The organism is Mesorhizobium sp. M0062, assembly GCF_040323125.1.
GTDB lineage: Bacteria > Pseudomonadota > Alphaproteobacteria > Rhizobiales > Rhizobiaceae > Mesorhizobium.
Genome location: NZ_JAMYUO010000007.1, coordinates 228681 through 249043, shown reverse-complemented (window position 1 = coordinate 249043; position 20363 = coordinate 228681). Strand labels below are relative to the sequence as shown.

19 protein-coding genes are annotated in these 20363 nt (G+C 63.1%); 13 read left to right on the top strand and 6 right to left on the bottom strand.

The features are described from left to right. Nucleotides 1–307: 307 nt before the first annotated feature. The 4 genes from NKJ64_RS11920 to erpA all read right to left on the bottom strand — a co-directional run bounded on the left by NKJ64_RS11920 (nucleotide 308) and on the right by erpA (nucleotide 2226). Nucleotides 308–562, bottom strand: coding sequence for a hypothetical protein (locus tag NKJ64_RS11920; protein ID WP_245260192.1), 255 nt, complete (start codon nucleotides 560–562; stop codon nucleotides 308–310). Between the two features lie 116 nt (nucleotides 563–678). Beyond that, nucleotides 679–1473, bottom strand: coding sequence for an exodeoxyribonuclease III (gene xth / locus NKJ64_RS11915; protein WP_023667698.1), 795 nt, complete (start codon nucleotides 1471–1473; stop codon nucleotides 679–681). An 8-nt stretch (nucleotides 1474–1481) separates the two neighbouring features. Next, nucleotides 1482–1874 carry a VOC family protein gene (locus NKJ64_RS11910; RefSeq protein WP_023691101.1) on the bottom strand — a complete coding sequence of 131 codons (393 nt, stop codon included), beginning with the start codon at nucleotides 1872–1874 and terminating at the stop codon, nucleotides 1482–1484. A gap of 4 nt (nucleotides 1875–1878) precedes the next feature. Continuing rightward, nucleotides 1879–2226 (bottom strand): iron-sulfur cluster insertion protein ErpA, encoded by a 348-nt coding sequence (gene erpA, locus NKJ64_RS11905; protein WP_031199080.1) that lies wholly within the window; start codon nucleotides 2224–2226, stop codon nucleotides 1879–1881. A 76-nt stretch (nucleotides 2227–2302) separates the two neighbouring features. Here erpA and NKJ64_RS11900 point away from each other — a divergent pair, with 76 nt between their 5' ends. The 12 genes from NKJ64_RS11900 to NKJ64_RS11845 all read left to right on the top strand — a co-directional run bounded on the left by NKJ64_RS11900 (nucleotide 2303) and on the right by NKJ64_RS11845 (nucleotide 16714). After that, a complete protein-coding gene (locus NKJ64_RS11900; RefSeq protein WP_352462612.1) occupies nucleotides 2303–3517 on the top strand; it encodes a deoxyguanosinetriphosphate triphosphohydrolase in 1215 nt (404 codons plus the stop codon). Between the two features lie 62 nt (nucleotides 3518–3579). After that, nucleotides 3580–5343, top strand: coding sequence for an arginine--tRNA ligase (gene argS, locus NKJ64_RS11895; RefSeq protein WP_023681655.1), 1764 nt, complete (start codon nucleotides 3580–3582; stop codon nucleotides 5341–5343). Nucleotides 5344–5446: 103 nt separating this feature from the next. Further along, complete coding sequence (locus tag NKJ64_RS11890) at nucleotides 5447–8863, top strand: SPOR domain-containing protein (protein ID WP_023823017.1); 3417 nt, start codon at nucleotides 5447–5449, stop codon at nucleotides 8861–8863. Between the two features lie 133 nt (nucleotides 8864–8996). Beyond that, nucleotides 8997–10016 (top strand): beta-N-acetylhexosaminidase, encoded by a 1020-nt coding sequence (nagZ, locus tag NKJ64_RS11885; protein ID WP_023681654.1) that lies wholly within the window; start codon nucleotides 8997–8999, stop codon nucleotides 10014–10016. A gap of 174 nt (nucleotides 10017–10190) precedes the next feature. Further along, a complete protein-coding gene (locus tag NKJ64_RS11880; protein ID WP_023667690.1) occupies nucleotides 10191–10991 on the top strand; it encodes a segregation and condensation protein A in 801 nt (266 codons plus the stop codon). Continuing rightward, nucleotides 10988–11755: an SMC-Scp complex subunit ScpB gene (gene scpB, locus NKJ64_RS11875; protein ID WP_023667689.1), complete on the top strand. Its 768-nt coding sequence runs from the start codon at nucleotides 10988–10990 to the stop codon at nucleotides 11753–11755. Before NKJ64_RS11880 ends, scpB begins: the two co-directional genes overlap by 4 nt. 180 nt (nucleotides 11756–11935) lie before the next feature. Continuing rightward, nucleotides 11936–12157 carry a twin-arginine translocase TatA/TatE family subunit gene (locus tag NKJ64_RS11870; RefSeq protein WP_023681650.1) on the top strand — a complete coding sequence of 74 codons (222 nt, stop codon included), beginning with the start codon at nucleotides 11936–11938 and terminating at the stop codon, nucleotides 12155–12157. Between the two features lie 86 nt (nucleotides 12158–12243). Next, the gene (gene tatB / locus NKJ64_RS11865; protein ID WP_023688218.1) at nucleotides 12244–12984 is read left to right on the top strand and encodes a Sec-independent protein translocase protein TatB; all 741 of its coding nucleotides are present in this window, start codon (nucleotides 12244–12246) and stop codon (nucleotides 12982–12984) included. After that, complete coding sequence (gene tatC, locus NKJ64_RS11860) at nucleotides 12981–13856, top strand: twin-arginine translocase subunit TatC (RefSeq protein WP_352462610.1); 876 nt, start codon at nucleotides 12981–12983, stop codon at nucleotides 13854–13856. Before tatB ends, tatC begins: the two co-directional genes overlap by 4 nt. A 109-nt stretch (nucleotides 13857–13965) precedes the next feature. Continuing rightward, nucleotides 13966–15270: a serine--tRNA ligase gene (serS, locus tag NKJ64_RS11855; RefSeq protein WP_352462608.1), complete on the top strand. Its 1305-nt coding sequence runs from the start codon at nucleotides 13966–13968 to the stop codon at nucleotides 15268–15270. After that, a complete protein-coding gene (surE, locus tag NKJ64_RS11850) occupies nucleotides 15270–16031 on the top strand; it encodes a 5'/3'-nucleotidase SurE (RefSeq protein WP_023753364.1) in 762 nt (253 codons plus the stop codon). The genes serS and surE overlap by 1 nt, the downstream gene beginning before the upstream one ends. Before the next feature lie 26 nt (nucleotides 16032–16057). After that, on the top strand, nucleotides 16058–16714 hold the full coding sequence (locus tag NKJ64_RS11845) for a protein-L-isoaspartate(D-aspartate) O-methyltransferase (protein ID WP_023753363.1): 657 nt from the start codon (nucleotides 16058–16060) through the stop codon (nucleotides 16712–16714). A 96-nt stretch (nucleotides 16715–16810) separates the two neighbouring features. Here NKJ64_RS11845 and NKJ64_RS11840 read toward each other — a convergent pair whose 3' ends face one another. Continuing rightward, complete coding sequence (locus NKJ64_RS11840) at nucleotides 16811–17401, bottom strand: flavodoxin family protein (protein ID WP_023753362.1); 591 nt, start codon at nucleotides 17399–17401, stop codon at nucleotides 16811–16813. Nucleotides 17402–17701: 300 nt separating this feature from the next. Between NKJ64_RS11840 and NKJ64_RS11835 the strand changes: the two genes are divergently transcribed. After that, complete coding sequence (locus NKJ64_RS11835; protein ID WP_352462605.1) at nucleotides 17702–19201, top strand: peptidoglycan DD-metalloendopeptidase family protein; 1500 nt, start codon at nucleotides 17702–17704, stop codon at nucleotides 19199–19201. A 100-nt stretch (nucleotides 19202–19301) separates the two neighbouring features. Here the strand turns inward: NKJ64_RS11835 and NKJ64_RS11830 are convergent, their stop codons facing one another. Continuing rightward, nucleotides 19302–20177, bottom strand: coding sequence for an ATP-binding protein (locus tag NKJ64_RS11830; RefSeq protein ID WP_023688224.1), 876 nt, complete (start codon nucleotides 20175–20177; stop codon nucleotides 19302–19304). Between the last annotated feature and the right edge of the window lie 186 nt (nucleotides 20178–20363).

The window sequence follows — 20363 nt, the reverse complement described above, 5'->3', positions numbered from 1 at the left end:
TCTTTACTCAACCTTCCTTGGCGGCCCTGCGCCAAAATCTCCATGCCTTGCGATATCGCTGGCGCGAACCACCACGAAAGCGCAAGTTTCAGTCCATGCCAAAGCTATCTTAGCGCCTATGCCCTTGCGGGGGAGATGGCCGGCAGGCCAGAGGGGGGCGCTGTCCCGCTGGCATTTCAGTTGACTAAAGTTTGCCCGGGTTGGACTGAGAGGGTGAGCTTGTTTGACCGAAAGGTCGCGTTTCTTCGCGCCCCCCTCTGGCTTGCCGGCCATCTCCCCCTCAAGGGGGGAGATTAGCTCACATCCATCAGTTCTCGGTGAGTTCCGCCGGCGCCGCTCTGTGTACCGGCATCGAGATCGGCGTGACGTGCAGATGCGGCTTCATCGTGCTGTCGGGGCAGCTGTCGCCGATCTTGGTCCATGAGGTGTTGTTGAGCACCAGGTCGCAGCGGGCCATATGGCTCTTGTCTGAAACCGTCAGGCAGGTGACCTGGCCGACCTGGTAGGACTTGCCATTGGCCAGGCACTGCTGGTCGGCAAGTGCCGCTGCAGGGGAGGCCATGGCAAATGCCAGGCCGATTGGACAAAGGAGGAATCGTAGTGCCATGGAACCCCAGCCGCCATGCTGATCTCTGACTGAATGGCGCGATTGTGGCGACATCAGGGTTTCGGCTGATATCAAGCCGGCAGCAGCGCCAGATCGATCGCCACCGGCACGTGGTCGGAAGGCTTTTCCCAGGCGCGCACATGCTTTTCGATCGAGGCCGAGGAAAAGCGGTTGGCCGCTTCGGGTGACAACAGCAGATGGTCGATGCGGATGCCGTTGTTCTTCTGCCAGGCGCCGGCCTGGTAATCCCAGAAGGTGTAGACGTCGGCGGCATCGGTGACGGCGCGCACCGCCTCGGTAAAGCCGAGATTCTTCAGTCGCCGGAAGGCCTGCCGGGTCTGCGGCTGGAACAGCGCATCGCCAAGCCAGTTCTCGGGGAAGCGCGCATCGACCGGCTCGGGGATGACATTGTAGTCGCCGGCCAGCACCAGCGCCTCCTCCAGAAGCAGCCGCTGCTCGGCCCAGCGATGCAGCCGCTCCATCCAGGCCAGCTTGTAAGGAAATTTCTTCTCGTCATCGATGGGATTGCCGTTGGGCAGATAGAGCGAGGCGACGCGCAGCGCGCCCTGGTCGGTCGAGAACACGCCCTCGATGAAGCGCGCCTGCTCGTCGGCGTCATCACCGGGCAGGCCTCTGATAACCTCGTCGAACGGAAGTTTCGACAGTAGGGCGACGCCGTTAAAGCCCTTCTGGCCATGGGTTTCCACGTTGTAGCCAAGCGCCTCGATCTCGGCGCGCGGGAACTGCTCGTCGACCGACTTGATCTCCTGCAGGCAGACGATGTCGGGCTGGCTTTCGCTCAGCCAGTGGGTGAGGTTGCCGATGCGGGCGCGAATGCCGTTTATGTTCCAGGTAACGATTTTCATGGGCGGCCTCAGGGATGTTCGGGCGAAAGACGTTCGACAAGCCCGATCGTATTGCCTGCCGGGTCCTTTAGAAAGGCCATCCACTCGCTTTCCCCCGCCGTTCCGAACGTGCCTTCGGTGTCGTTGTGGACGAGCGCCGGCGGTGCGGTGAAGGGAACGCCGGACGCTTTCGCCTCGGCGTGGAAGGCTTCGAGCCCGGCTATATCGAGATAGACGGTGCCGGCCGGAACGCCATCGGTGAACAGCAACCTGATATCACCGGCCATGATGAAGGCGATGCCCGGCGGATCGTAGCGGGCGTGAACGTTGAGGCCGAGCACATCGCGCCAGAAGGCCAGCGTCACGTCGAGATCGCGCCCGGCCGACAGTGCGACCTGACGGACCGCGCCGACGCCGGACATCTGCCTAGATGGAGAAACTGGTGCCGCAGCCGCAGGAGGCGACTGCATTGGGGTTGCGGATCTGGAACGATTGGCCCATCAGATCGTCGACGAAGTCGATCACCGAGCCGCCCATATAGACCAGCGACAAATCGTCGATCAGCACGGTGGCGCCGTCCTTTTCGATGGCGACGTCGTCGTCGTTGCGCGTATTGACCAGGTCGAACTTGTAGGAAAAGCCGGAGCAGCCGCCGCCCTCTACGGAGACGCGCAGCGCCGTCTTGCCGGCCTCGCCAGAGACGATTTTCGCGATCCGCCTGGCGGCGGACTCGGTCATCTCGACTTTCATGGCAGTCTTGGCATCAGCGCCCATGGGCGTCACCTTGCTTTCAGTTTCACATGATAGGTATGAAGCGGGAAGGGGCAAGTCAACTGCGGCGGCATCAGCCATGACAAATGAGCTTGGCGACATTGGGTTCGGCTATCGGCCGCGCGCGGCCTATGCCAGCGACCCAGCCAGGTCGCGCGGGCGGCTCTATGACGAGGTCGAGAGCCCGACTCGCACGCCATTCCAGCGCGACCGTGACCGTATCATTCATTCGACTGCCTTCCGCCGCCTGAAGCACAAGACGCAGGTGTTCGTCGCCCATGAAGGAGATCACTACCGCACCCGGCTGACGCATTCGATCGAGGTGGCGCAGATTGCGCGGGCTCTGGCGCGAGCGCTGCGCGGCGACGAGGATCTGGCCGAGGCGGTCGCCTTGGTGCACGATTTCGGTCACACGCCGTTCGGCCATACCGGCGAGGACGCGCTGAACGAGCGGATGGCCCAATGGGGCGGCTTCGACCACAATGCGCAGTCGCTGCGCGTGGTGACGCGGCTGGAGCGGCGCTATGCCGAGTTCGACGGGCTGAACCTGACCTGGGAAACGCTGGAAGGCCTGGTGAAGCACAATGGCCCGCTGACCGACGCCAAGGGAAAAGGGCTCAAAGGCCCGGTGCCGCAGGCGATCCGCGACTATTCCGAGTTGCACGACCTCGAACTCGACCATTTCGCCGGCATCGAGGCGCAATGTGCTGCGATCGCCGACGATATCGCCTACAACACCCATGACATCGACGACGGCCTGCGCTCCGGCTTCCTGACCTTGGACATGCTGGAAACGGTGGCGCTGCCGGGATCGATCCTGGCAAGCGTGCGCGCGCGCTATCCGGGCCTGGACGATGTGCGCACCGGCCATGAGCTGATGCGCCGGCAGATCACGATGATGGTCGAGGACGTCATTGTTTCAACCACCGCCAATCTGGAGCGCATCAAGCCTGACAGCGCCGAAGCGGTGCGGGCGGCGGGCGAGACGATGGTGACCTTTTCCGCAGACATGGCGGCGACCGAGAAGGATTTGAAGACCTTTCTTTACAAGCATCTCTACCGGCATGACGAGGTGATGCGCGTTCGCATTGAGGCCGAGCAGATCGTGCGCGACCTGTTCGATGTCTATTTCGCCGATCCGCGCGCCATGCCGGACGGCTGGCGGGAGGGGCTCGACCGGGCGGAGGACCGCATCAAGGCGCGCAGCGTCGCCGATTTCCTGGCGGGGATGACGGATACCTACGCCTTGAAGGAACACCGCCATCTGTTTGACCATACGCCCGATTTAAGCTAGGGCGGGCGCGATTTGCCGGCCAATGAGCCGGTTCCCCTGCACAGTCCGCCAGAGCAAGACCCATGAACATCTTCGCCGATTTCAGCGCGCGAATCACAAAAGCCGTCGAAGCGCTTGATTTGAAAGACAGTAATGGCGTTTCGCCCGACCTGTCGCGCATCGCCGTCGAGCCGCCGCGCGACGCCAGCCATGGCGATCTCGCCACCAATGCGGCGATGGTACTGGCCAAGCCGACAGGGCACAACCCGCGGGCGCTGGCCGAGCGGCTGGTGGAAGTGCTGCGCAGCGACGCCGATGTTGCCGAAGCCGACGTCGCCGGTCCCGGCTTCGTCAATCTCCGGCTCAAGGACGCTTTCTGGCAGGCACATCTGACCGCGGTGCTCGGCGAGGGGCAAAACTACGGCCGCTCGACCATTGGTGGCGGCAAGAAGACTAATGTCGAATATGTCTCGGCCAATCCGACCGGGCCGATGCATGTCGGCCATTGCCGGGGCGCGGTTGTCGGCGACACGCTCGCCAATCTGATGGCCTTCGCCGGCTATGACGTCACCAAGGAATACATCATCAACGACGCCGGCGCGCAGATCGACGTGCTCGGGCGTTCGGCCTTCCTGCGCTACCGCGAAGCGCTGGGCGACGACATTGGCGAGATACCGGCCGGCCTCTATCCCGGCGATTACCTTGTGCCGGTCGGTCAGGCGCTGGCTGCCGAATTTGGCCGCAAGCTCTTGCAGATGCCCGACGATGAGTCGCTGGCAATCGTCAAGGACCGCACGATCGACGCCATGATGGTGATGATCCGCGAGGATCTGGCGTTGCTCAATGTGCATCACGACGTTTTCTTCTCCGAGCGCACGCTGCATGCCGACAATGCCAAAAAAATTCGCTCGGCGATCAACGATCTGACGCTGAAAGGCCATATCTACAAGGGCAAGCTACCGCCGCCCAAGGGCGAGAAGCCGGACGACTGGGAAGACCGCGAGCAGACGCTGTTTCGCTCGACGGCGGTCGGCGACGACATGGACCGGGCGCTGGTCAAGTCCGACGGCTCGTTCACCTATTTCGCCGCCGACGTCGCCTATCTCAAGGACAAGGTCGACCGCGGTTTCGTCGGCCTGATCTATGTGCTGGGCGCCGACCATGGCGGCTACGTCAAGCGGCTGGAAGCGCTGGCGCGGGCGATTGCAGGCGATGATCTGAAGCTGCAACTCACGGTGCTGCTGTGCAATCTGGTGAAGCTGTTTCGCGATGGCGAACCGGTTCGGATGTCGAAGCGGTCGGGCGACTTCGTGACCTTGCGCGAAGCGGTGGAGGAGGTGGGCCGCGATGCGATCCGCTTCATGATGCTCTACCGCAAGAGCGACGCGCCGCTCGACTTCGATTTCGCCAAGGTCACCGAACAGTCCAAGGACAATCCCGTGTTCTACGTGCAGTACGCTTCGGCGCGCTGTCATTCGGTGTTCCGGCAGGCGAGCGAGCAACTGGGCGAGGCCAATTTCGACCGCAACAGCCTGGCCGCGGCCTCGGCGTCGCTCACCGACGAGGGCGAGATCGGCCTGATCCGGAAGCTGGCTGAATATCCCCGGCTGGTCGAATCTGCGGCCCTTGCGCTGGAGCCGCACCGGCTGGCATTCTACCTCTACGATCTGGCTTCCAGCTTCCATGGACACTGGAATCGGGGCACCGAGAATGCCGACTTACGTTTTGTTAAGGTTAACGACCGACAATTGACTCATGCCAGACTAGGGCTGGTGCAGGCTGTTTCGGATGTTTTGACCTCCGGCCTGACGCTGATTGGGGCTGATGCGCCCACTGAGATGCGTTAGGTTTAACTAAAACACCTGTCACCATTTGCCCACATTGCGCTGGTAAGGGCCAACCCTACGCGACGTCCATGGCGTCCGAATGAGTGCGAGTTCGGGAACAATAATGGCAGACAGAACCCAGCTGAGAGTAGCCGACAACAACGACATCGCCGAAGATGATCCGTTCGCTGAACTGACCAGGATCATGGGTTTCGATCCGCGCCAGCCGGTCAAGCCGCAGGCGCCAGCCGTCGAGACGGCTGCGGACGAGGGCGATTTCGACATCGACCTCGAGAAGGAGTTGATGGGCGAATTCGGCGATGAAGTCGGTTCCATGGAGGCCAGCCAGCCAGCTCCCGAGGTTCACCAGCCTGCCGCTGAGCCCTACGAACCTGCTGCCGAGATTCGCGAGCCGGCTTTCGAAACCACCGATGCCGCGATGGACGATGCGCTGGCTGCTTCGCTGGAATATGATTTCGTCTTCGACGATGCCGCCGATCTGGATTTCGGCGCTGCCCCGCAGGCTGCGGCTGCTCCCGTTGAACCCTCGGTTGCCGAACCTTGGTTTGCCGAGCCCGCATTCGACGAAGCTGCATTCGATGACGATTTCGACAATGCCGTGGCCAGTTCACTGGAAAACGTATCGCCGCTCGAAGACGACCTGCCGATGGATGACGAGCTTGCCGCTTCGCTCGAGCAGGGGTTGCTGCTCGATGACGATGCGACCGTCGCCCATGCCGCAGATGTCGCGCAGGTTGCTGCTGCGCCTGCCGACGATCTCGCGTTCGACGATGATTTCGACAATGCCGTCTCGATGTCGCTGGAAGACGAGCTGACGCTGGACGGTCCTGCGCCGGCGCAGGACCAGTATGCCGCGCCAGTAGCCGAGGCGCCGATCCATACCTTCGACGCCGTCGGCTCCGCCGACCACGCTGTTGCCGACGAGGATTTTGCGGGTCATTTCGATGACGCGATGGCCGATGTCGACATGGACTTTGCGGCCCAGGATTTTGCAGCCCAGGATTTTGCAGCCCAGGATTTTGCGGCCGAGCATTTCGAGCCTCAGGCTTTCGAGGCTCAGCCTGTTGAGGCCGAGGATCCGGAAGAGCGCGATCTGGATGTCAGCGATCTGCAGGCCAGCGCGCCGGTTGAGATGGATGCGCCGGAAGTGAACGAGACGCCGGCCTGGACTGTGGAGGCCAGCCCCTCTCATGAGACTGCGCACGAAGCATTCGACGATTTCGATCTGAGCATCGATGATGCGCTTGCCGATCACGAGCCGGTTGCCGAGATCGCACCCACTCCGGTTCAGCCAACTCCGGTCGCACCAGCCTATGTGGCGCCTACCAATATGGCGACCCCGGCCGCTCCGGTCGCTGACGAACGGACGTTGGAAGATGAACTCAACGCGCTGCTTGGCGCCATGACCACACCACGCCCGGCGCCAGTCGCGCCGTTTCCGGTCGTCACCGAGCCCACCAGGGCTGCCGCCATCGAGCCCGCCAGGACTTATGAGCCGGTTGCCCCGGTGCAGCGGTCCGTCGCAACGCCGGTCGCTCCGGTCGATAATCTCGACTGGGACCTGGACGAACACGCGCCGGCTCCTCAGGAGGTCCGGGCGGACGATGCCGATTTCGACGATCTGCTTGCCGGCGAACTCGAGGGCCATGAGCCCGAGATCGAGTTCGATGATCATGCCTTCGATGCGGCGCTCGCCAAGGGCATCGATCTCGGTAATGACACGGCAGCACCGGTCGCTGGCGATTGGCGCTCGACGCCGCCGGAGCCGGCGCGTTCGTGGAGCCGCGTGACTCCCACCCCGGCCCAGCCTTCCTTTGCAGCGCAGCCGCAACCTTCTTTTGCAGAAAAGCCGTCCATGCCGCCGGCGGCAGCGCCAAGCTATCGCGACCAGCCGGTTGCAGCTGCTGCCTATGCGGCGCCGACGCCATCGCGCCAGGCGCCGCCTCAGGCCTATGACGAGATGCCGGATGTCGAGACGGTCGATGTGCCGGAGCGTGTGGTGGCGATTGCCGACGACCTCGACATTCCAGAACTCAGCTTCGAGCAAGACGAGCCGGCCGCCTATGACGACATCGACGCCGAATTCGCCGGCATGCTCAACGAGATGAACGCGGTGGAAGTGGCGCCGCCCACTGCCGCACGCAGTGCCGGCTATGATGACGATTCCTACAGTTCCGGCTTCAGTTCGGGCCACGAGCTCGACCAGCGCGCCTATGCGGCGCGGCCAGCCGAAGTGCTTGCAGCCACGCAAGCTCACCACGCCGATGCCGCCGGCGGCTTCGACATGGACGATCTGCCCGGCAGCCAGCCGGTTTCGCAGGCCGACGATTTCGCGGTCGACGAACTCGACTACGATCCGGATCTGGACGAGGCAATGGCGGTGCCGGGCCTCGCCGAGCAGGAAGCCGCACGGCCGCGCAGGAGCGGCCTGCTGGTCGCGGGGGTCGTTGCTGCGGTTGCGATTGCCGGCGGCCTTGGCGCCTTCGCCTTGTCGTTCGGCGGAAAGGGCGGCAGCGATGCGCCGGTCATTGTCAAAGCCGACAACAGGCCGATCAAGGTCAAGCCCGAAAATCCGGGCGGCGCCGTGGTGCCGAACCAGGACAACAAGGTTTATGATGCGGTCGCCAAGGGCACCAAGCCGGCCGAGCCGGTTCAGGAGAAGCTGGTCACCAACACCGAAGAGCCGGTCGATGTGAAGGCGCAGGAGCCTGAAAGCCGCGTCGTCGATCTGTCGCCCGACGATACCGACGCTGCCCCAGGCCCCGACGCTGCCGGCAACCCCGAAGCTGCCGTCAACCCCGACGCGGCTGTCGCGCCGGCGCCAAAGTCCGAGGACCGCATCGCTCAGGTGCTGCAGGAAGCCGACAAGAACCCCGATACGGTCGCCGTTGCCCCGCGCAAGGTGCGGACCATGGTGGTCAAGCCCGACGGCTCGTTGGTGGCCCGCGAGGACTCGACGCCGGCCGCGCCACAGGTTGCGGCGACTGAGCCGCTTGACCCGGCGCCGCAGCACGTCGCCCCTTCGGCCGATGCCGAGCAGACCGGCACCGTGGCGCCTGCCGATCAGGCAAATAGCGACCAGGCAAGTGCCGAGACCGCCAAGCCGGTCAAGCCGGTGAAGCCGGCGGCCACGCCGAAGGCTGAGACCCAGTCCGCCAACACGCCGCAGACGGTTGCCGTAGCGCCGCAGCGCCCGTCCGACCAGCCGGTCGACGTGGTCGGCGAGGTCAAGCCCGACCAGGTTGCCTCCATCCCGGCGACGGCTTCGACATCGGGCGGTTCGTGGTCGATGCAGATCGCTTCGCAGCCGACGGTCGAAAGCGCCCAGGCCAACTACGCCGACCTGCAGCGCCGCTATGGAAATGTGCTCGCCGGTCGCACCGCCAACATCGTCAAGGCGGAGATCGCCGGCAAGGGCACCTTCTACCGTGTCCGGGTGCCTGCGCAATCGCGCAACGATGCGATCAATCTGTGCACCAGCTACAAGGCTGCCGGCGGCAACTGCTTCGTGTCTCGGTAAGGCCGGATCCAATTATCAGAGCCGGTGCGTTCCCAACGGTCGCGCCGGCTTTTTCATGTGGATGGGCGAGAGGTTGAGGCGCTTGCCGTCCGGGGAGATTCCCTTTGCCGGCGCGAAGCCCTAAACTGGTGGAATGACCGAATCAAAATCCATGATCCTCGGCTGTGCCGGGAAATCGCTGACCCGCGAAGAAATCCGTTTCTATCGCAATGAATGCCCGTGGGGCTTCATCCTGTTTGCGCGCAACATCGGCGAAACCGAGCAGATCCGCGATCTGGTCGCCGAAATGCGCGACTGTATCGGGCGCCCCGATGCGCTGGTGTTCATCGACCAGGAAGGTGGCCGGGTGCAGCGCCTGCGGCCCCCGCTGGCGCCGAACTATCCCGCCGGCGGCGCGCTCGGTGCATTGTGGCGCAAGGACCATGATGCCGGCACCCGCGCTGCCTGGCTGATGGCGCGGCTGCATGCCTTCGACCTGTTACGCTACGGTATCTCTGCCGATTGCCTGCCGGTGCTGGACGTGCCGATCGAGGGCGCCAGCGACGTCATCGGCGCGCGCGCCTATGGCAAGGAGCCGCGCCCGGTCATCGAACTCGGCCGCGCGGCGGCGGAAGGGCTGATGTCGGGCGGCGTGCTGCCGGTCATGAAGCACATTCCGGGTCACGGGCGCGCCTTTGCCGACACGCATTTCGAACTGCCTGTGGTCGATGCCTCGCTGAGCGACCTGCAGCGGCATGATTTCGCCCCTTTCCGCGAGCTTAGCCATCTGCCGATGGCGATGACGGCGCATGTCGTCTATAGCGCCATCGATCCGAACAACCCGGCGACCACGTCAGGTAAGGTCATCGACGAGATCATCCGCCGCGAGATCGGCTTCGACGGGCTGTTGATGAGCGACGACACCTCGATGAAGGCACTTTCTGGGGATTTCCCGACAAAGGCGGCCTCGATCCTTGCGGCGGGCTGCGATCTGGTCCTTCACTGCAATGGCGTTTTCGAGGAGATGGCGGGCATCGCATCGCGAACCACGGGACTTGAAGGGACATCGCTGGAGCGCGCCAAGCGGGCGCTGACCTATATAAGGGATCGCGACCGGGCCGACGAAACCGAGATACGCGCCGAGTTTGCCACCTATTTCGATGCGGTGGCCTAGAGACGGATGATTTCAGGTCTGTTCGACCTGAAATCTGAATCCGTCTCTAAATTAGATAGAGAGAGCATGATGTCGTCCGAAAACCGCTTCACACTTTTCGGCATCATGCTCTAACCAGAGGTAAAGGAACAAGTGGCGGAGACATTGGACAGCAAGGCTGCGAAGGCCGCACCGATGGACCGTCTGTGGGCCGAGAACGACGATTCACGGGTCACCGGCGACCCGTCGCTTGTCGTCGACGTCGCCGGGTTCGAAGGTCCGCTCGACCTCTTGCTGCATCTCGCCCGCAACCAAAAGGTCGATCTGTCGCGGATTTCCATCTTGGCGCTGGTCGAGCAGTATCTGACCTTCGTCGAGACGGCGAGGGCGCTAAGGCTTGAGCTTGCCGCCGACTACCTGGTGATGGCGGCGTGGCTGGCCTTCCTCAAGTCGAAGCTCCTCATCCCCAAGCAGCCCGGCGAGGAAGGCGAAAGCGGCGAGGAACTGGCCGCGGTGCTGCAGTTCCGGCTGAAGCGTCTGGAGGCCATGCGCGACGCCTCGGCAAGGCTGGTCAACCGCAACCGGCTCGGCCGCGACGTGTTTGCACGCGGCATGCCTGAAATGGTCATCGTCGAGAAGCGTAACGCCTATTCGGCCTCGCTCTACGATTTGCTCACCGCCTATGCGCAGCAGCGCCAGAAACAGGCGATCACCAATGTGACAATTGCCCGGCGTGGCGTGTGGTCGCTCAAGGATGCGCGCGATATCCTGACCCGGCTGATCGGCTCGCTGCGCGACTGGACGGCGCTGGACAGCTATCTGATCAATTACCTGACCAGCCCGGACGAACGGCGTACCGCGATTGCCAGCTCGTTCGCGGCGTCGCTGGAACTGGTGCGCGAAGGCAGCATCGAGATGCGACAGGACCAGGTGTTCGCGCCGCTCTATCTGCGCGGCCGCGCGCAACCAATCAAGGCAGTCGAGGTGGCATCATGAGCGAACGCGCCAACGCTTCGGTCATTCCGTTCAAGGTCGAAGAAGAGACCGAGGAGGGCATTATCGCCCAGGACCCGACTGATACCCTGCTTCTGAATCCTGGCGAACGGCTGCATATGGCCGAAGCCATACGCATGGCCGAGGCGATCGTGTTCGCCAGCGCCGAGCCAGTCAGCGAAAAGCAGCTCGCAGCCAGATTGCCCGATGGCATCAGCATTGCCGCTGCCATGGCTGAGCTGCAGCAGATCTATGCGCGGCGCGGCGTCAATCTGGTTCGGGTCGGCGATGCCTGGGCGTTCCGTACCGCCGGCGATCTCGCCTTCCTGATGAGCCGCGACACGGTGCAGCAGCGCAAGCTGTCGCGCGCCGCGCTCGAAGTGCTGGCGATCATCGCCTACCACCAGCCGGTGACGCGCGCCGAGATCGAGGACATCAGAGGCGTCGAGACCTCGAAGGGCACGCTGGATACGCTGCTCGAAACGGAATGGGTGCGCATGCGCGGCCGCCGCCGCACGCCCGGCCGTCCCGTCACCTACGGCACGACAGACACTTTCCTCGACCATTTCGCACTGGAGGAGATCCGCGATCTTCCCGGGATGGACGAACTGAAGGGGGCAGGGCTGCTCTCCGGCCGCATGCCGTCGAATTTCGCCATCCCGTTGCCGCCGGCCGATCCGGACGCGCTGACCGAGGACGAGGATGCGTTGACCGACATCGATCTCGAGGAACTCGGCCTGCTGACGCCGCGCGTCACGGAAGATTGACCGCAAGCCGCTGTCAAAAAGCTGCATTGCTGCGGTAGATGCGCCGATTGGTAGCGGGCAGCTTTGCCGAAAATGCGTGACATAAGCCGCGCCTTCATAAACTTTGTCGCTGTTGTGTTTGAATCCCAACGCGAAAACGCATAGATCATCGCCAGGGAAAACATTCGAGAGAGAGTTACAATGGGTTCATTTTCGATTTGGCATTGGATGATCGTGCTGGTGATCGTGCTGCTGGTGTTCGGCCGCGGCAAGATACCCGAGCTGATGGGCGACATGGCCAAGGGCATCAAGAGCTTCAAGAAGGGCATGGCCGATGACGATACCGCCGAAGACAAGCGCACCGTCGAGCACCGCCCGGACGAGACCGTTTCGGCAGTGAAGGAAAAGGCCAGCAAGAGCTGAGCCGAAGGTTGTTGCTTTTGTGCAAGTCGTTGTCCCAAAACCGCTTCGCACTTTTGGGCGACAAGCACTAGTCGGAACTGATTGCCATGTTTGAAGTCGGCTGGACCGAAATGCTGGTGATCGCGATCGTCATGATCGTGGTCGTCGGACCCAAGGATTTGCCCAATATGCTGCGCACCTTCGGCCGCACGACGGCGAAGCTGCGTGCCATGGCCTCTGACTTCCAGAAGCAGTTCAACGAGGCGTTGAAGGAAGCCGAGCTCGACGACGTCAAGAAGTCGGTCGATACGCTGCGCGGCCTCAATCCGGCGGCCGAGATCCGCAAGCAGCTCAATCCGTTCGAACAGGCGGCAGCAGAGGTTCGCTCCGGCGTCGATGCGGTGATGAAGCCGAAGCCCGCCGTCGACCCCGCAACGCCGGCGGCAGAAACACCACAGGCGGCCGAGCCGCTCAAGAACGGCGCGACGGTGATGCCCGGCGTCAACGGACCGGAAACAGCGCCGGCGGCGCCGATCCTTCCGGCGATGACCGACGAGGCGGTGGTGACACCGGCTGCAGCAACAGCAGCGCCACGAAACGCGCGCGCCAAGGGGGCTGCGATATCAAAGGCCCCGGCAACCAAAACAGCGGCAGCCAAGGCAGCACCGGCAAAGCCGGCGCCTGCGGCGAAGGTTGCGGCCAAGCCGTCAGCGGCGCCCGCCAAGGCTGCACCCGGAAAAGCCGCCACCAAGCCGGCTGCTGCACCGAAGGCAGTCACAAAGGCTGAGCCGAAGCCTGCGCCGGCCACGAAGCCCGCGTCCAAGAAGACGGCGGGGGCCGCCAAGTGAGCATTACGGACAGCGAAAAGGACGAGATCGAGAAGTCGTCGGCTCCGCTGATGGAGCATCTGATCGAACTGCGCCGGCGGCTGATCTGGTCGATCGGCGGTTTCTTCGTCGCCTTCCTCGTCTGCTTCTTCTTTGCCAAGAAGCTGTTCAATCTTTTGGTCGTTCCGTTCAAATGGGCCACGCAGTGGGCCGGGCTCGATCCGCACAAGGTCGAGCTGATCTATACGGCGCCGCAGGAATTCTTCTTCACCCAAGTCAAGCTCGCCATGTTCGGCGGCATGGTCATCGCCTTTCCGCTGATCGCCACGCAGATCTACAAATTCATCGCGCCAGGCCTCTACAAGAACGAACGCAACGCCTTCCTGCCGTTCCTGATCGCATCGCCGATCCTGTTCCTGATGGGAGCGTCGCTGGTCTATTTCTTCTTCACGCCGATGGTGATGTGGTTCTTCCTCGCCATGCAGCAGGCCGGCACCGACGACCAGGTGCAGATTTCGCTGCTGCCGAAAGTGTCGGAATATCTCAGCCTGATCATGACGCTGATCTTCTCTTTCGGCCTGGTGTTCCAGCTGCCGGTGGTGACCAGCCTGATGACGCGCGTCGGCATGCTGTCGTCGAAGGCGCTGGGCGAGAAGCGCAAATGGGCGATCGTCATCGCCTTCGTCGTCGCGGCGGTGCTGACGCCGCCTGATCCGATGAGCCAGATCGGTTTGGCCATCCCGACCATCCTGCTCTACGAGGTGTCGATCTGGGCGGCCCGGCTGATCGAGCGCGATCAGGTCAAGCAGAAGCTGGCGCGCGAGAAGCAGGAAGCCGCCGAAGCCGTGGCCGAAAAGGCGGCGGACGCGTCCTCAAAGCAGGCTCGTTCATAGGCTGTCGCGTTCGGGTATCCGCGTTAGCGGAAAAACGCGACAGCCGCCATCTTGCATCGATGAAGGATGCGGTTTACCCCCTCAGCCTTATTCTGAGGACGAACCAACCATGCTTGATATCAAATGGATTCGCGACAACCCGAAGGCCCTTGTCGAGGCGCTGGCCAAGCGCTCGTGGTCGGCTGACGAGGCGCAGTCCACGGTCGATGAGCTGATCAAGAAGGACGAAGCGCGGCGCGAGCACGTCACCGAGCTGCAGACCAAGCAGGAACGCCGCAACGCCGCCTCGAAGGAGATCGGCAACGCCATGCGTTCGGGCGACACGGCACTTGCCGAAAAGCTCAAGGCCGAAGTCGGCGATATCAAGACCTTCATCCAGAATGGCGAGGCGCGCGAGCGCGAGCTCGACAAGACGCTGAACGATGCGCTGGCGGTGCTGCCGAATGTGCCGCTCGACGACGTGCCGGTCGGCAAGGACGAGCACGACAATGTCGTCAAGCATATCGTCGGCGAGGTGCCGACTCGGCCGAACTGGGTGAAGGAGCATTTCGAGATCGGCGAAGCGCTCGGCATGATGGATTTCGAGCGGGCGGCAAAGCTGTCGGGATCACGCTTCACCGTGCTGAAGAGCGGGCTGGCGCGGATGGAGCGCGCCATCGGCCAGTTCATGCTCGATCTGCACACGACCGAGCATGGCTATGAAGAAGTCATCCCGCCACTGATGGTGCGCGACGAAGTGCTTTTCGGGACCAACCAGCTGCCGAAATTCGAGGACGACCTGTTCTTCGTGCAGCATGGCGATGGCCGGCTCGGGTTGATTCCAACCGCCGAGGTCCCGCTCACCAACCTGGTGCGCGAAGAAATCACGGCCCATGAAAAGCTGCCGCTGCGCTATACGGCGCTGACGCCGTGTTTCCGCTCGGAAGCGGGCTCCGCCGGCCGCGACACGCGCGGCATGTTGCGCCAGCACCAGTTCTACAAGGTCGAGCTGGTCTCGGTCACCGACCAGGAGTCTTCGCTCGCCGAGCACGAGCGGATGACGCAGTGCGCGGAAGAGGTGCTGAAGCGACTGGAGCTGCCGTTCCGCACCATGGTTCTGTGTACCGGCGACATGGGGTTTGGCGCGCGCAAGACATATGACATCGAAGTCTGGTTGCCGGGACAGAACGCCTATCGCGAGATCTCGTCCTGCTCGGTCTGCGGCGACTTCCAGGCCCGGCGCATGGATGCCCGCTACAAGGACAAGGACGGCAAGGGCAACCGCTTCGTGCATACGCTGAACGGCTCGGGCACCGCCGTCGGCCGTGCGCTGATTGCCGTCATCGAAAACTACCAGAATGAGGATGGCAGCGTAACCATTCCTGAAGTGCTGCGGCCTTATATGGGCGGTCTGGCAAAGATCGAATCGAAATAATGCGCATTCTCCTGACCAATGATGACGGCATCCATGCCGAGGGCCTGGCGTCGCTCGAACGCATCGCCCGCACGCTGTCGGACGATGTCTGGGTGGTGGCGCCGGAGCAGGACCAGTCGGGCTATGCGCATTCGCTGTCGATCTCGGAGCCGCTTCGGCTGCGCAAGATCGGCGAGAAACACTACGCCGTGCGCGGCACACCGACCGACTGCGTCATTATGGGCGTCAAGAAGATCCTGCCTGGCGCGCCGGACCTGATCCTGTCCGGGGTCAATTCAGGCGCCAACATCGCCGACGACGTCACCTATTCCGGCACCGTCGCCGGCGCCATGGAAGGCGCGTTGCTCGGCATCAGATCGATCGCGCTCAGCCAGGGCTATTCCTATGTCGGCGAGGATCGTGTGGTGCCTTACGAGACCACCGAGACGTTGGCGCCTGCGCTGCTGAAAAAGCTCGTCGCCATGCCGCTGCCGGACGGTGTGCTGCTCAACGTCAATTTTCCGAACTGCCTGCCCGATGAGGTTGCCGGCACCGTCGTTACCTCGCAAGGCAAGCTGGTGCACAGCCTGTGGGTCGACGAGCGCCGTGACGGGCGCGGCCTGCCTTACTACTGGCTGCGCTTCGGCCGCGAGCCGGTCGAGGGCAAGCAAGGCACCGATCTCCACGCCGTGCGCAACCGGCTGGTGTCGGTGACGCCGCTGCAGCTCGATCTCACCGCGCATGAAATCCGCGACCAATTGACCAAGGCTCTGTCTGATTAAGGGTTTGGCATGACCAAGGTGTTTGCATGAACATGCCGCTCGACGACCGCGAGGGTTTTGCCGCTTTCCTGCTGCGCCTGCGTGGCCGCGGCGGCGCGGTGCCCAAGGCGCTTATCGCGGCGTTCGAGGCGACGCCGCGCCGCGGCTTCCTCAACGGCCAGTTTCATTCCATCGCCTGGTCGGACGGCATGCTGCCGATCGAATGCGGCGAGGCGATCGAGGGCGCCGATCTGCAGGCGGCGGTGATCGCATCGTTGGCACTAGAGCCCGGAAACCGGGTGCTCGAGATCGGCACCGGCTCGGGCTATACGGCAGCGGTGATGTCGCGACTGGCGGCGCGCATCGTCTCCGTCGACCGCTACAAGACGCTAGCCGAACAGGCGAGGCAACGCTTCGAGGCGCTCGGCATCGGCAATGTCGTCGTGCGCCAGGCCGACGGTTCCAACGGGCTTGCCAACGAGGCGCCGTTCGACCGCATCGTCGCCTGGGCGGCTTTCGACAGCCTGCCGCGCTTCCTGCTCGATCAGCTGTCGAGCGGCGGCATCGTCATCGCGCCGATCGGGCCGGAGGAGGGCGAGCAGGTGCTGGCCAAGCTGACCAAGGTCGGCAGCCGCTTCGAGCGCGAGGATATCGGAACCGTGCGCCTGCAACCGATCATGCGCAGCGTCGCGGCGGTTATTTGAATTCTGCCTGTCACGTGCTTCGAGGGTAAGCCGAAGCCGATCGTTGATGAATAGCCGCTGTTCCAAGCCCACGGCCTTGGCAAGAGATGTGCCGTATCACCGGCTCCCGACCCATTGCCGGATCTCGTCAGCCAATTGCTCCAGATCGCCTGTCGTCCCGACGGGGAGCGGGTCCGGAAACCGTTGGTCGGGATACGCGAGCGTTCCCCCCAGATGGACCGGCTGAACGCAGGGCATCTCGTGCTGTTCGAAAAACTTGATCATGTTGTCCGCGCATAGGCGCACACTCGGATCGTCCGCGGGATCGCTGGCACCGTTGACGATGATCGCTCCGAGTTTTCCTTTGAGCTGTTGTCCGTCGCGCCACAGGGGATCCGATCTGTCGAGCAAGACGACGCCCAGGGCCGGCGGCATTCCGAAGCAGGTGGGAGTAGCGATCAGAATCACGTCCGACTCTTTCATGAGTGACAGAACACGATCGATCCCGTCGCTGTGATATCCGAACGTTTGATAACACTGCTCGCATCCGAGACAGTCGATACGCTCATCGGCCAGACGCACCTGTTCCACGACCTTCACCCGCCGATCTCTCTCAAGCGAGCGAAGAACCTCGCCGAGCATCCGCCCTGAGTTACTGGACGCGCGTGGGCTGCAGTCTATTCCAATGATGGTCGTCGCTTTGTCCATGTGAGGATCCCTGGTAAGGCGTGACAGCTCGATACCGAATGGCACGGGGCGAAGTTTTGAGTATCCCCACAGATGGCTTCAAAGTCGACGATACTCGCTCTTTACCTTTGAATTTTCCGGATCACTCCGCGTGACACCAAAGCTACCTCCGATAGGCCCAGGGCAGCAGGTACGCTGACGATGGCGCGTTCGAAAATGTTTTAAGAAAATTTGCGTCTGATTCTATGGGGTTAACCCGCCAGTAACATTAACGCGCTTTAATCATGACCAGTGTGTACCGGGTCTGTGCGGGTTAGTGCGATGCAATTCAGTGTTTTGAAGGCAAACGGGCGTACTCTGTCGCGGGGCTGCGCTGTCCTCATGCTAGCCGGAGTGGCGGCGGGGTGTAGCTCCCAAGTCTCGCGGTTCAACGGTGTCGACGACGTCTTCACCTCCTCGACCAACAATCAGCGCGCCATCATCGACAAGCAGAGCACCGCTCAGCCCTATCCGGGCGATGTGGCGGCCGAGCCGATCGCTGCGGCACCTGTCGATGGCAGCCATAACCAGTCGGTCAGCCGCTCCAGCCTGGAGCCGGTCACCGTCCAGCAGCTGCCGCCGCCGAGCGCGCCCAAAGCTGCTCCGATGCGTACCGCTTCCGCGCCGGCGCTTGCACCGGCACCGCATGTCGACAGAATGACTACCGGCACCGTCCAGCCGGCGAGGCCGTTCAAGAATGCCGGTGACTCCGATCCGAAACCAGTTGCGGCTGGTACGCCGCATGCGACCGAGATCGTGGTCAGCGACGGCGAGACCATTTCCGGCATCGCTCATCGCTATCATGTGCCCGCCGACGTGATCATGAAGGTCAACGGCTTGAGCGCCACCAAGGGGCTGAAGACCGGTCAGAAACTGGTCATCCCGGCCTATGCCTATTCAAGCAAGGGGGCAGAGCCGAAACTTGCCGACGGCAAGCCGGCAAACAGCCCCAAGGCGCCAGCGCCGGAAAAGGTCGCCGTGCTGCCGCAGCAGCCGAAACTCAAGGACGGCAAGTCCGCCGCGCAGGTTGACGCTTCGGCAGCGAACAAGCCGAAGACCGACAAGCCGGCGCAGACGGCCTCGGCCGCGCCAAAGGCCGGCGCGGGCACCTACACGGTCCAGTCGGGCGACACCATGTCCTCCATCGCCAGGAAGACCGGCGTTGGCGTCGTGGCGCTGAAGCAGGCGAACGGCATGCAGGACGGCCTGCTCAAGATCGGCCAGACGCTGAAGGTTCCGGCAGGTGGCACCGCAACGGTCGCCAGCGCCAAGCCGGCCAAAGTTGATCCGGTGACGACCGCGACCACCCAACCGGCGGCAAAGCCGACGGAGACACTCGCCACCTACACGCCGCCGAAGAAGGACGCCAAGGTTATCCAGCAGGCCGAGGACGACGATGCTGTTGCGCCCGATGCCACCGGCATCGGCAAGATGCGTTGGCCGGTGCGTGGCCGCGTCATCTCCAATTTTGGTGGCGGCAAGGATGGTGTCGACATCGCCGTGCCTGAGGGGACGCCGGTCAAGGCGGCCGAAAACGGCGTGGTCATCTATGCCGGCGACGGCCTCAAGGAATTCGGCAATACGGTTCTGGTGCGCCACGAAAACGGGCTGGTCACCGTCTATGGTCACGCCAGGTCGATCGAGGTGCAGCGCGGCCAGAAGGTCAAGCGCGGCCAGGAAATCGCGCTGTCGGGCATGAGCGGGACCACCGACTCGCCGAAACTGCACTTCGAAGTGCGCAAGAACTCGGCCCCGGTCGACCCCTCTGGCTATCTCGAATAGAACAATAAACGTTTTGCAGGCCGTCTGACCTCCAGTCCGGCCCGCCGGCTCAGCCCGCTCCGCAAGGGGCGGGCTTTTTCAGTGACCTGACGGAAATCAATCAGTCGTTCAGCGGCTTGCCGAGCCGGCCGGCCAGATCCTGGGTGAACTGCCAGGCGACGCGGCCCGAGCGGCTGCCGCGCGTCGTTGCCCATTCCAGCGCCTCGGCGCGCAGCTGCTCCGGGTCGATAGTGAGCCCGTGATGGCTGGCATAGCTGTTGACCATGTCGAGATATTCGTCCTGCGAACATTTGTGGAAGCCGAGCCACAGGCCGAAACGGTCGGACAGCGAAACCTTTTCCTCGACCGCCTCGGACGGGTTGATGGCGGTCGAGCGCTCATTGTCGATCATGTCGCGCGGCAACAGGTGCCGGCGGTTCGACGTGGCGTAGAAGATGACATTGGCCGGGCGGCCCTCGACGCCGCCTTCAAGGGCTGCCTTCAGCGACTTGTAGGAGGTGTCGTCATGGTCGAAGGAGAGGTCGTCGCAAAACAGGATGAAGCGAAACGGCGCCGCCTTCAGCAGGCCCATCAGCCTGGGCAGCGTGTCGATATCCTCGCGATGGATCTCGATCAGCTTGAGCGGCAGGTCGGATTTGGCCTGGGCGTTGATCTGCGCATGCACGGCCTTGACCAGCGAGGATTTGCCCATGCCGCGCGCACCCCACAACAACACATTGTTGGCGGCATGGCCGGCGGCGAAGCGTTCCGTGTTTTCGACCAGAATGTCGCGCACGCGGTCGACGCCGCGGATCAGGCCGATGTCGACGCGGTTGACCTTGCGCACCGGCTCGAGATAGCCGGGGTCGGCCTGCCAGACGAAGCAATCGGCAACCGCAAGATCGGTTTGCGGCACCGGCGGCGGGGCGAGGCGGGTGACCGCCTCGATCAGGCGGTCGAGCTTTTGGTTCAGGGCCTCGATGGTGCTGTCGGTCATGTCTCGTCTTTTATGTTTCCGCACGAACGTGCGTAGGGGCCGAAATCGTCTTGATCCGGGCGAGATAGAAACTGGTTCCAAGCTTTTGTTTGGGCATGATCTTTTGCGAAAACCACGCTCGTATTCCGGGAGCATGCTCTAACACGGGTCAACCGGCCGGAAAAGCAGCTGAAAGCCCGGCCGCGC

What these genes read in the sequence shown, in the direction of transcription:
- argS (WP_023681655.1), top strand. Translation starts at nt 3,580, where the DNA reads ATGAACATCTTCGCCGATTTCAGCGCGCGAATCACAAAAGCCGTCGAA.
- NKJ64_RS11830 (WP_023688224.1), bottom strand. Translation starts at nt 20,177, where the DNA reads ATGACCGACAGCACCATCGAGGCCCTGAACCAAAAGCTCGACCGCCTG.
- NKJ64_RS11845 (WP_023753363.1), top strand. Translation starts at nt 16,058, where the DNA reads ATGAACATGCCGCTCGACGACCGCGAGGGTTTTGCCGCTTTCCTGCTG.
- NKJ64_RS11835 (WP_352462605.1), top strand. Translation starts at nt 17,702, where the DNA reads ATGCAATTCAGTGTTTTGAAGGCAAACGGGCGTACTCTGTCGCGGGGC.
- NKJ64_RS11900 (WP_352462612.1), top strand. Translation starts at nt 2,303, where the DNA reads ATGACAAATGAGCTTGGCGACATTGGGTTCGGCTATCGGCCGCGCGCG.
- NKJ64_RS11920 (WP_245260192.1), bottom strand. Translation starts at nt 562, where the DNA reads ATGGCCTCCCCTGCAGCGGCACTTGCCGACCAGCAGTGCCTGGCCAAT.
- tatB (WP_023688218.1), top strand. Translation starts at nt 12,244, where the DNA reads ATGTTTGAAGTCGGCTGGACCGAAATGCTGGTGATCGCGATCGTCATG.
- NKJ64_RS11880 (WP_023667690.1), top strand. Translation starts at nt 10,191, where the DNA reads ATGGACCGTCTGTGGGCCGAGAACGACGATTCACGGGTCACCGGCGAC.
- xth (WP_023667698.1), bottom strand. Translation starts at nt 1,473, where the DNA reads ATGAAAATCGTTACCTGGAACATAAACGGCATTCGCGCCCGCATCGGC.
- serS (WP_352462608.1), top strand. Translation starts at nt 13,966, where the DNA reads ATGCTTGATATCAAATGGATTCGCGACAACCCGAAGGCCCTTGTCGAG.
- NKJ64_RS11870 (WP_023681650.1), top strand. Translation starts at nt 11,936, where the DNA reads ATGGGTTCATTTTCGATTTGGCATTGGATGATCGTGCTGGTGATCGTG.
- erpA (WP_031199080.1), bottom strand. Translation starts at nt 2,226, where the DNA reads ATGGGCGCTGATGCCAAGACTGCCATGAAAGTCGAGATGACCGAGTCC.
- surE (WP_023753364.1), top strand. Translation starts at nt 15,270, where the DNA reads ATGCGCATTCTCCTGACCAATGATGACGGCATCCATGCCGAGGGCCTG.
- NKJ64_RS11840 (WP_023753362.1), bottom strand. Translation starts at nt 17,401, where the DNA reads ATGGACAAAGCGACGACCATCATTGGAATAGACTGCAGCCCACGCGCG.
- NKJ64_RS11890 (WP_023823017.1), top strand. Translation starts at nt 5,447, where the DNA reads ATGGCAGACAGAACCCAGCTGAGAGTAGCCGACAACAACGACATCGCC.
- nagZ (WP_023681654.1), top strand. Translation starts at nt 8,997, where the DNA reads ATGACCGAATCAAAATCCATGATCCTCGGCTGTGCCGGGAAATCGCTG.
- scpB (WP_023667689.1), top strand. Translation starts at nt 10,988, where the DNA reads ATGAGCGAACGCGCCAACGCTTCGGTCATTCCGTTCAAGGTCGAAGAA.
- NKJ64_RS11910 (WP_023691101.1), bottom strand. Translation starts at nt 1,874, where the DNA reads ATGTCCGGCGTCGGCGCGGTCCGTCAGGTCGCACTGTCGGCCGGGCGC.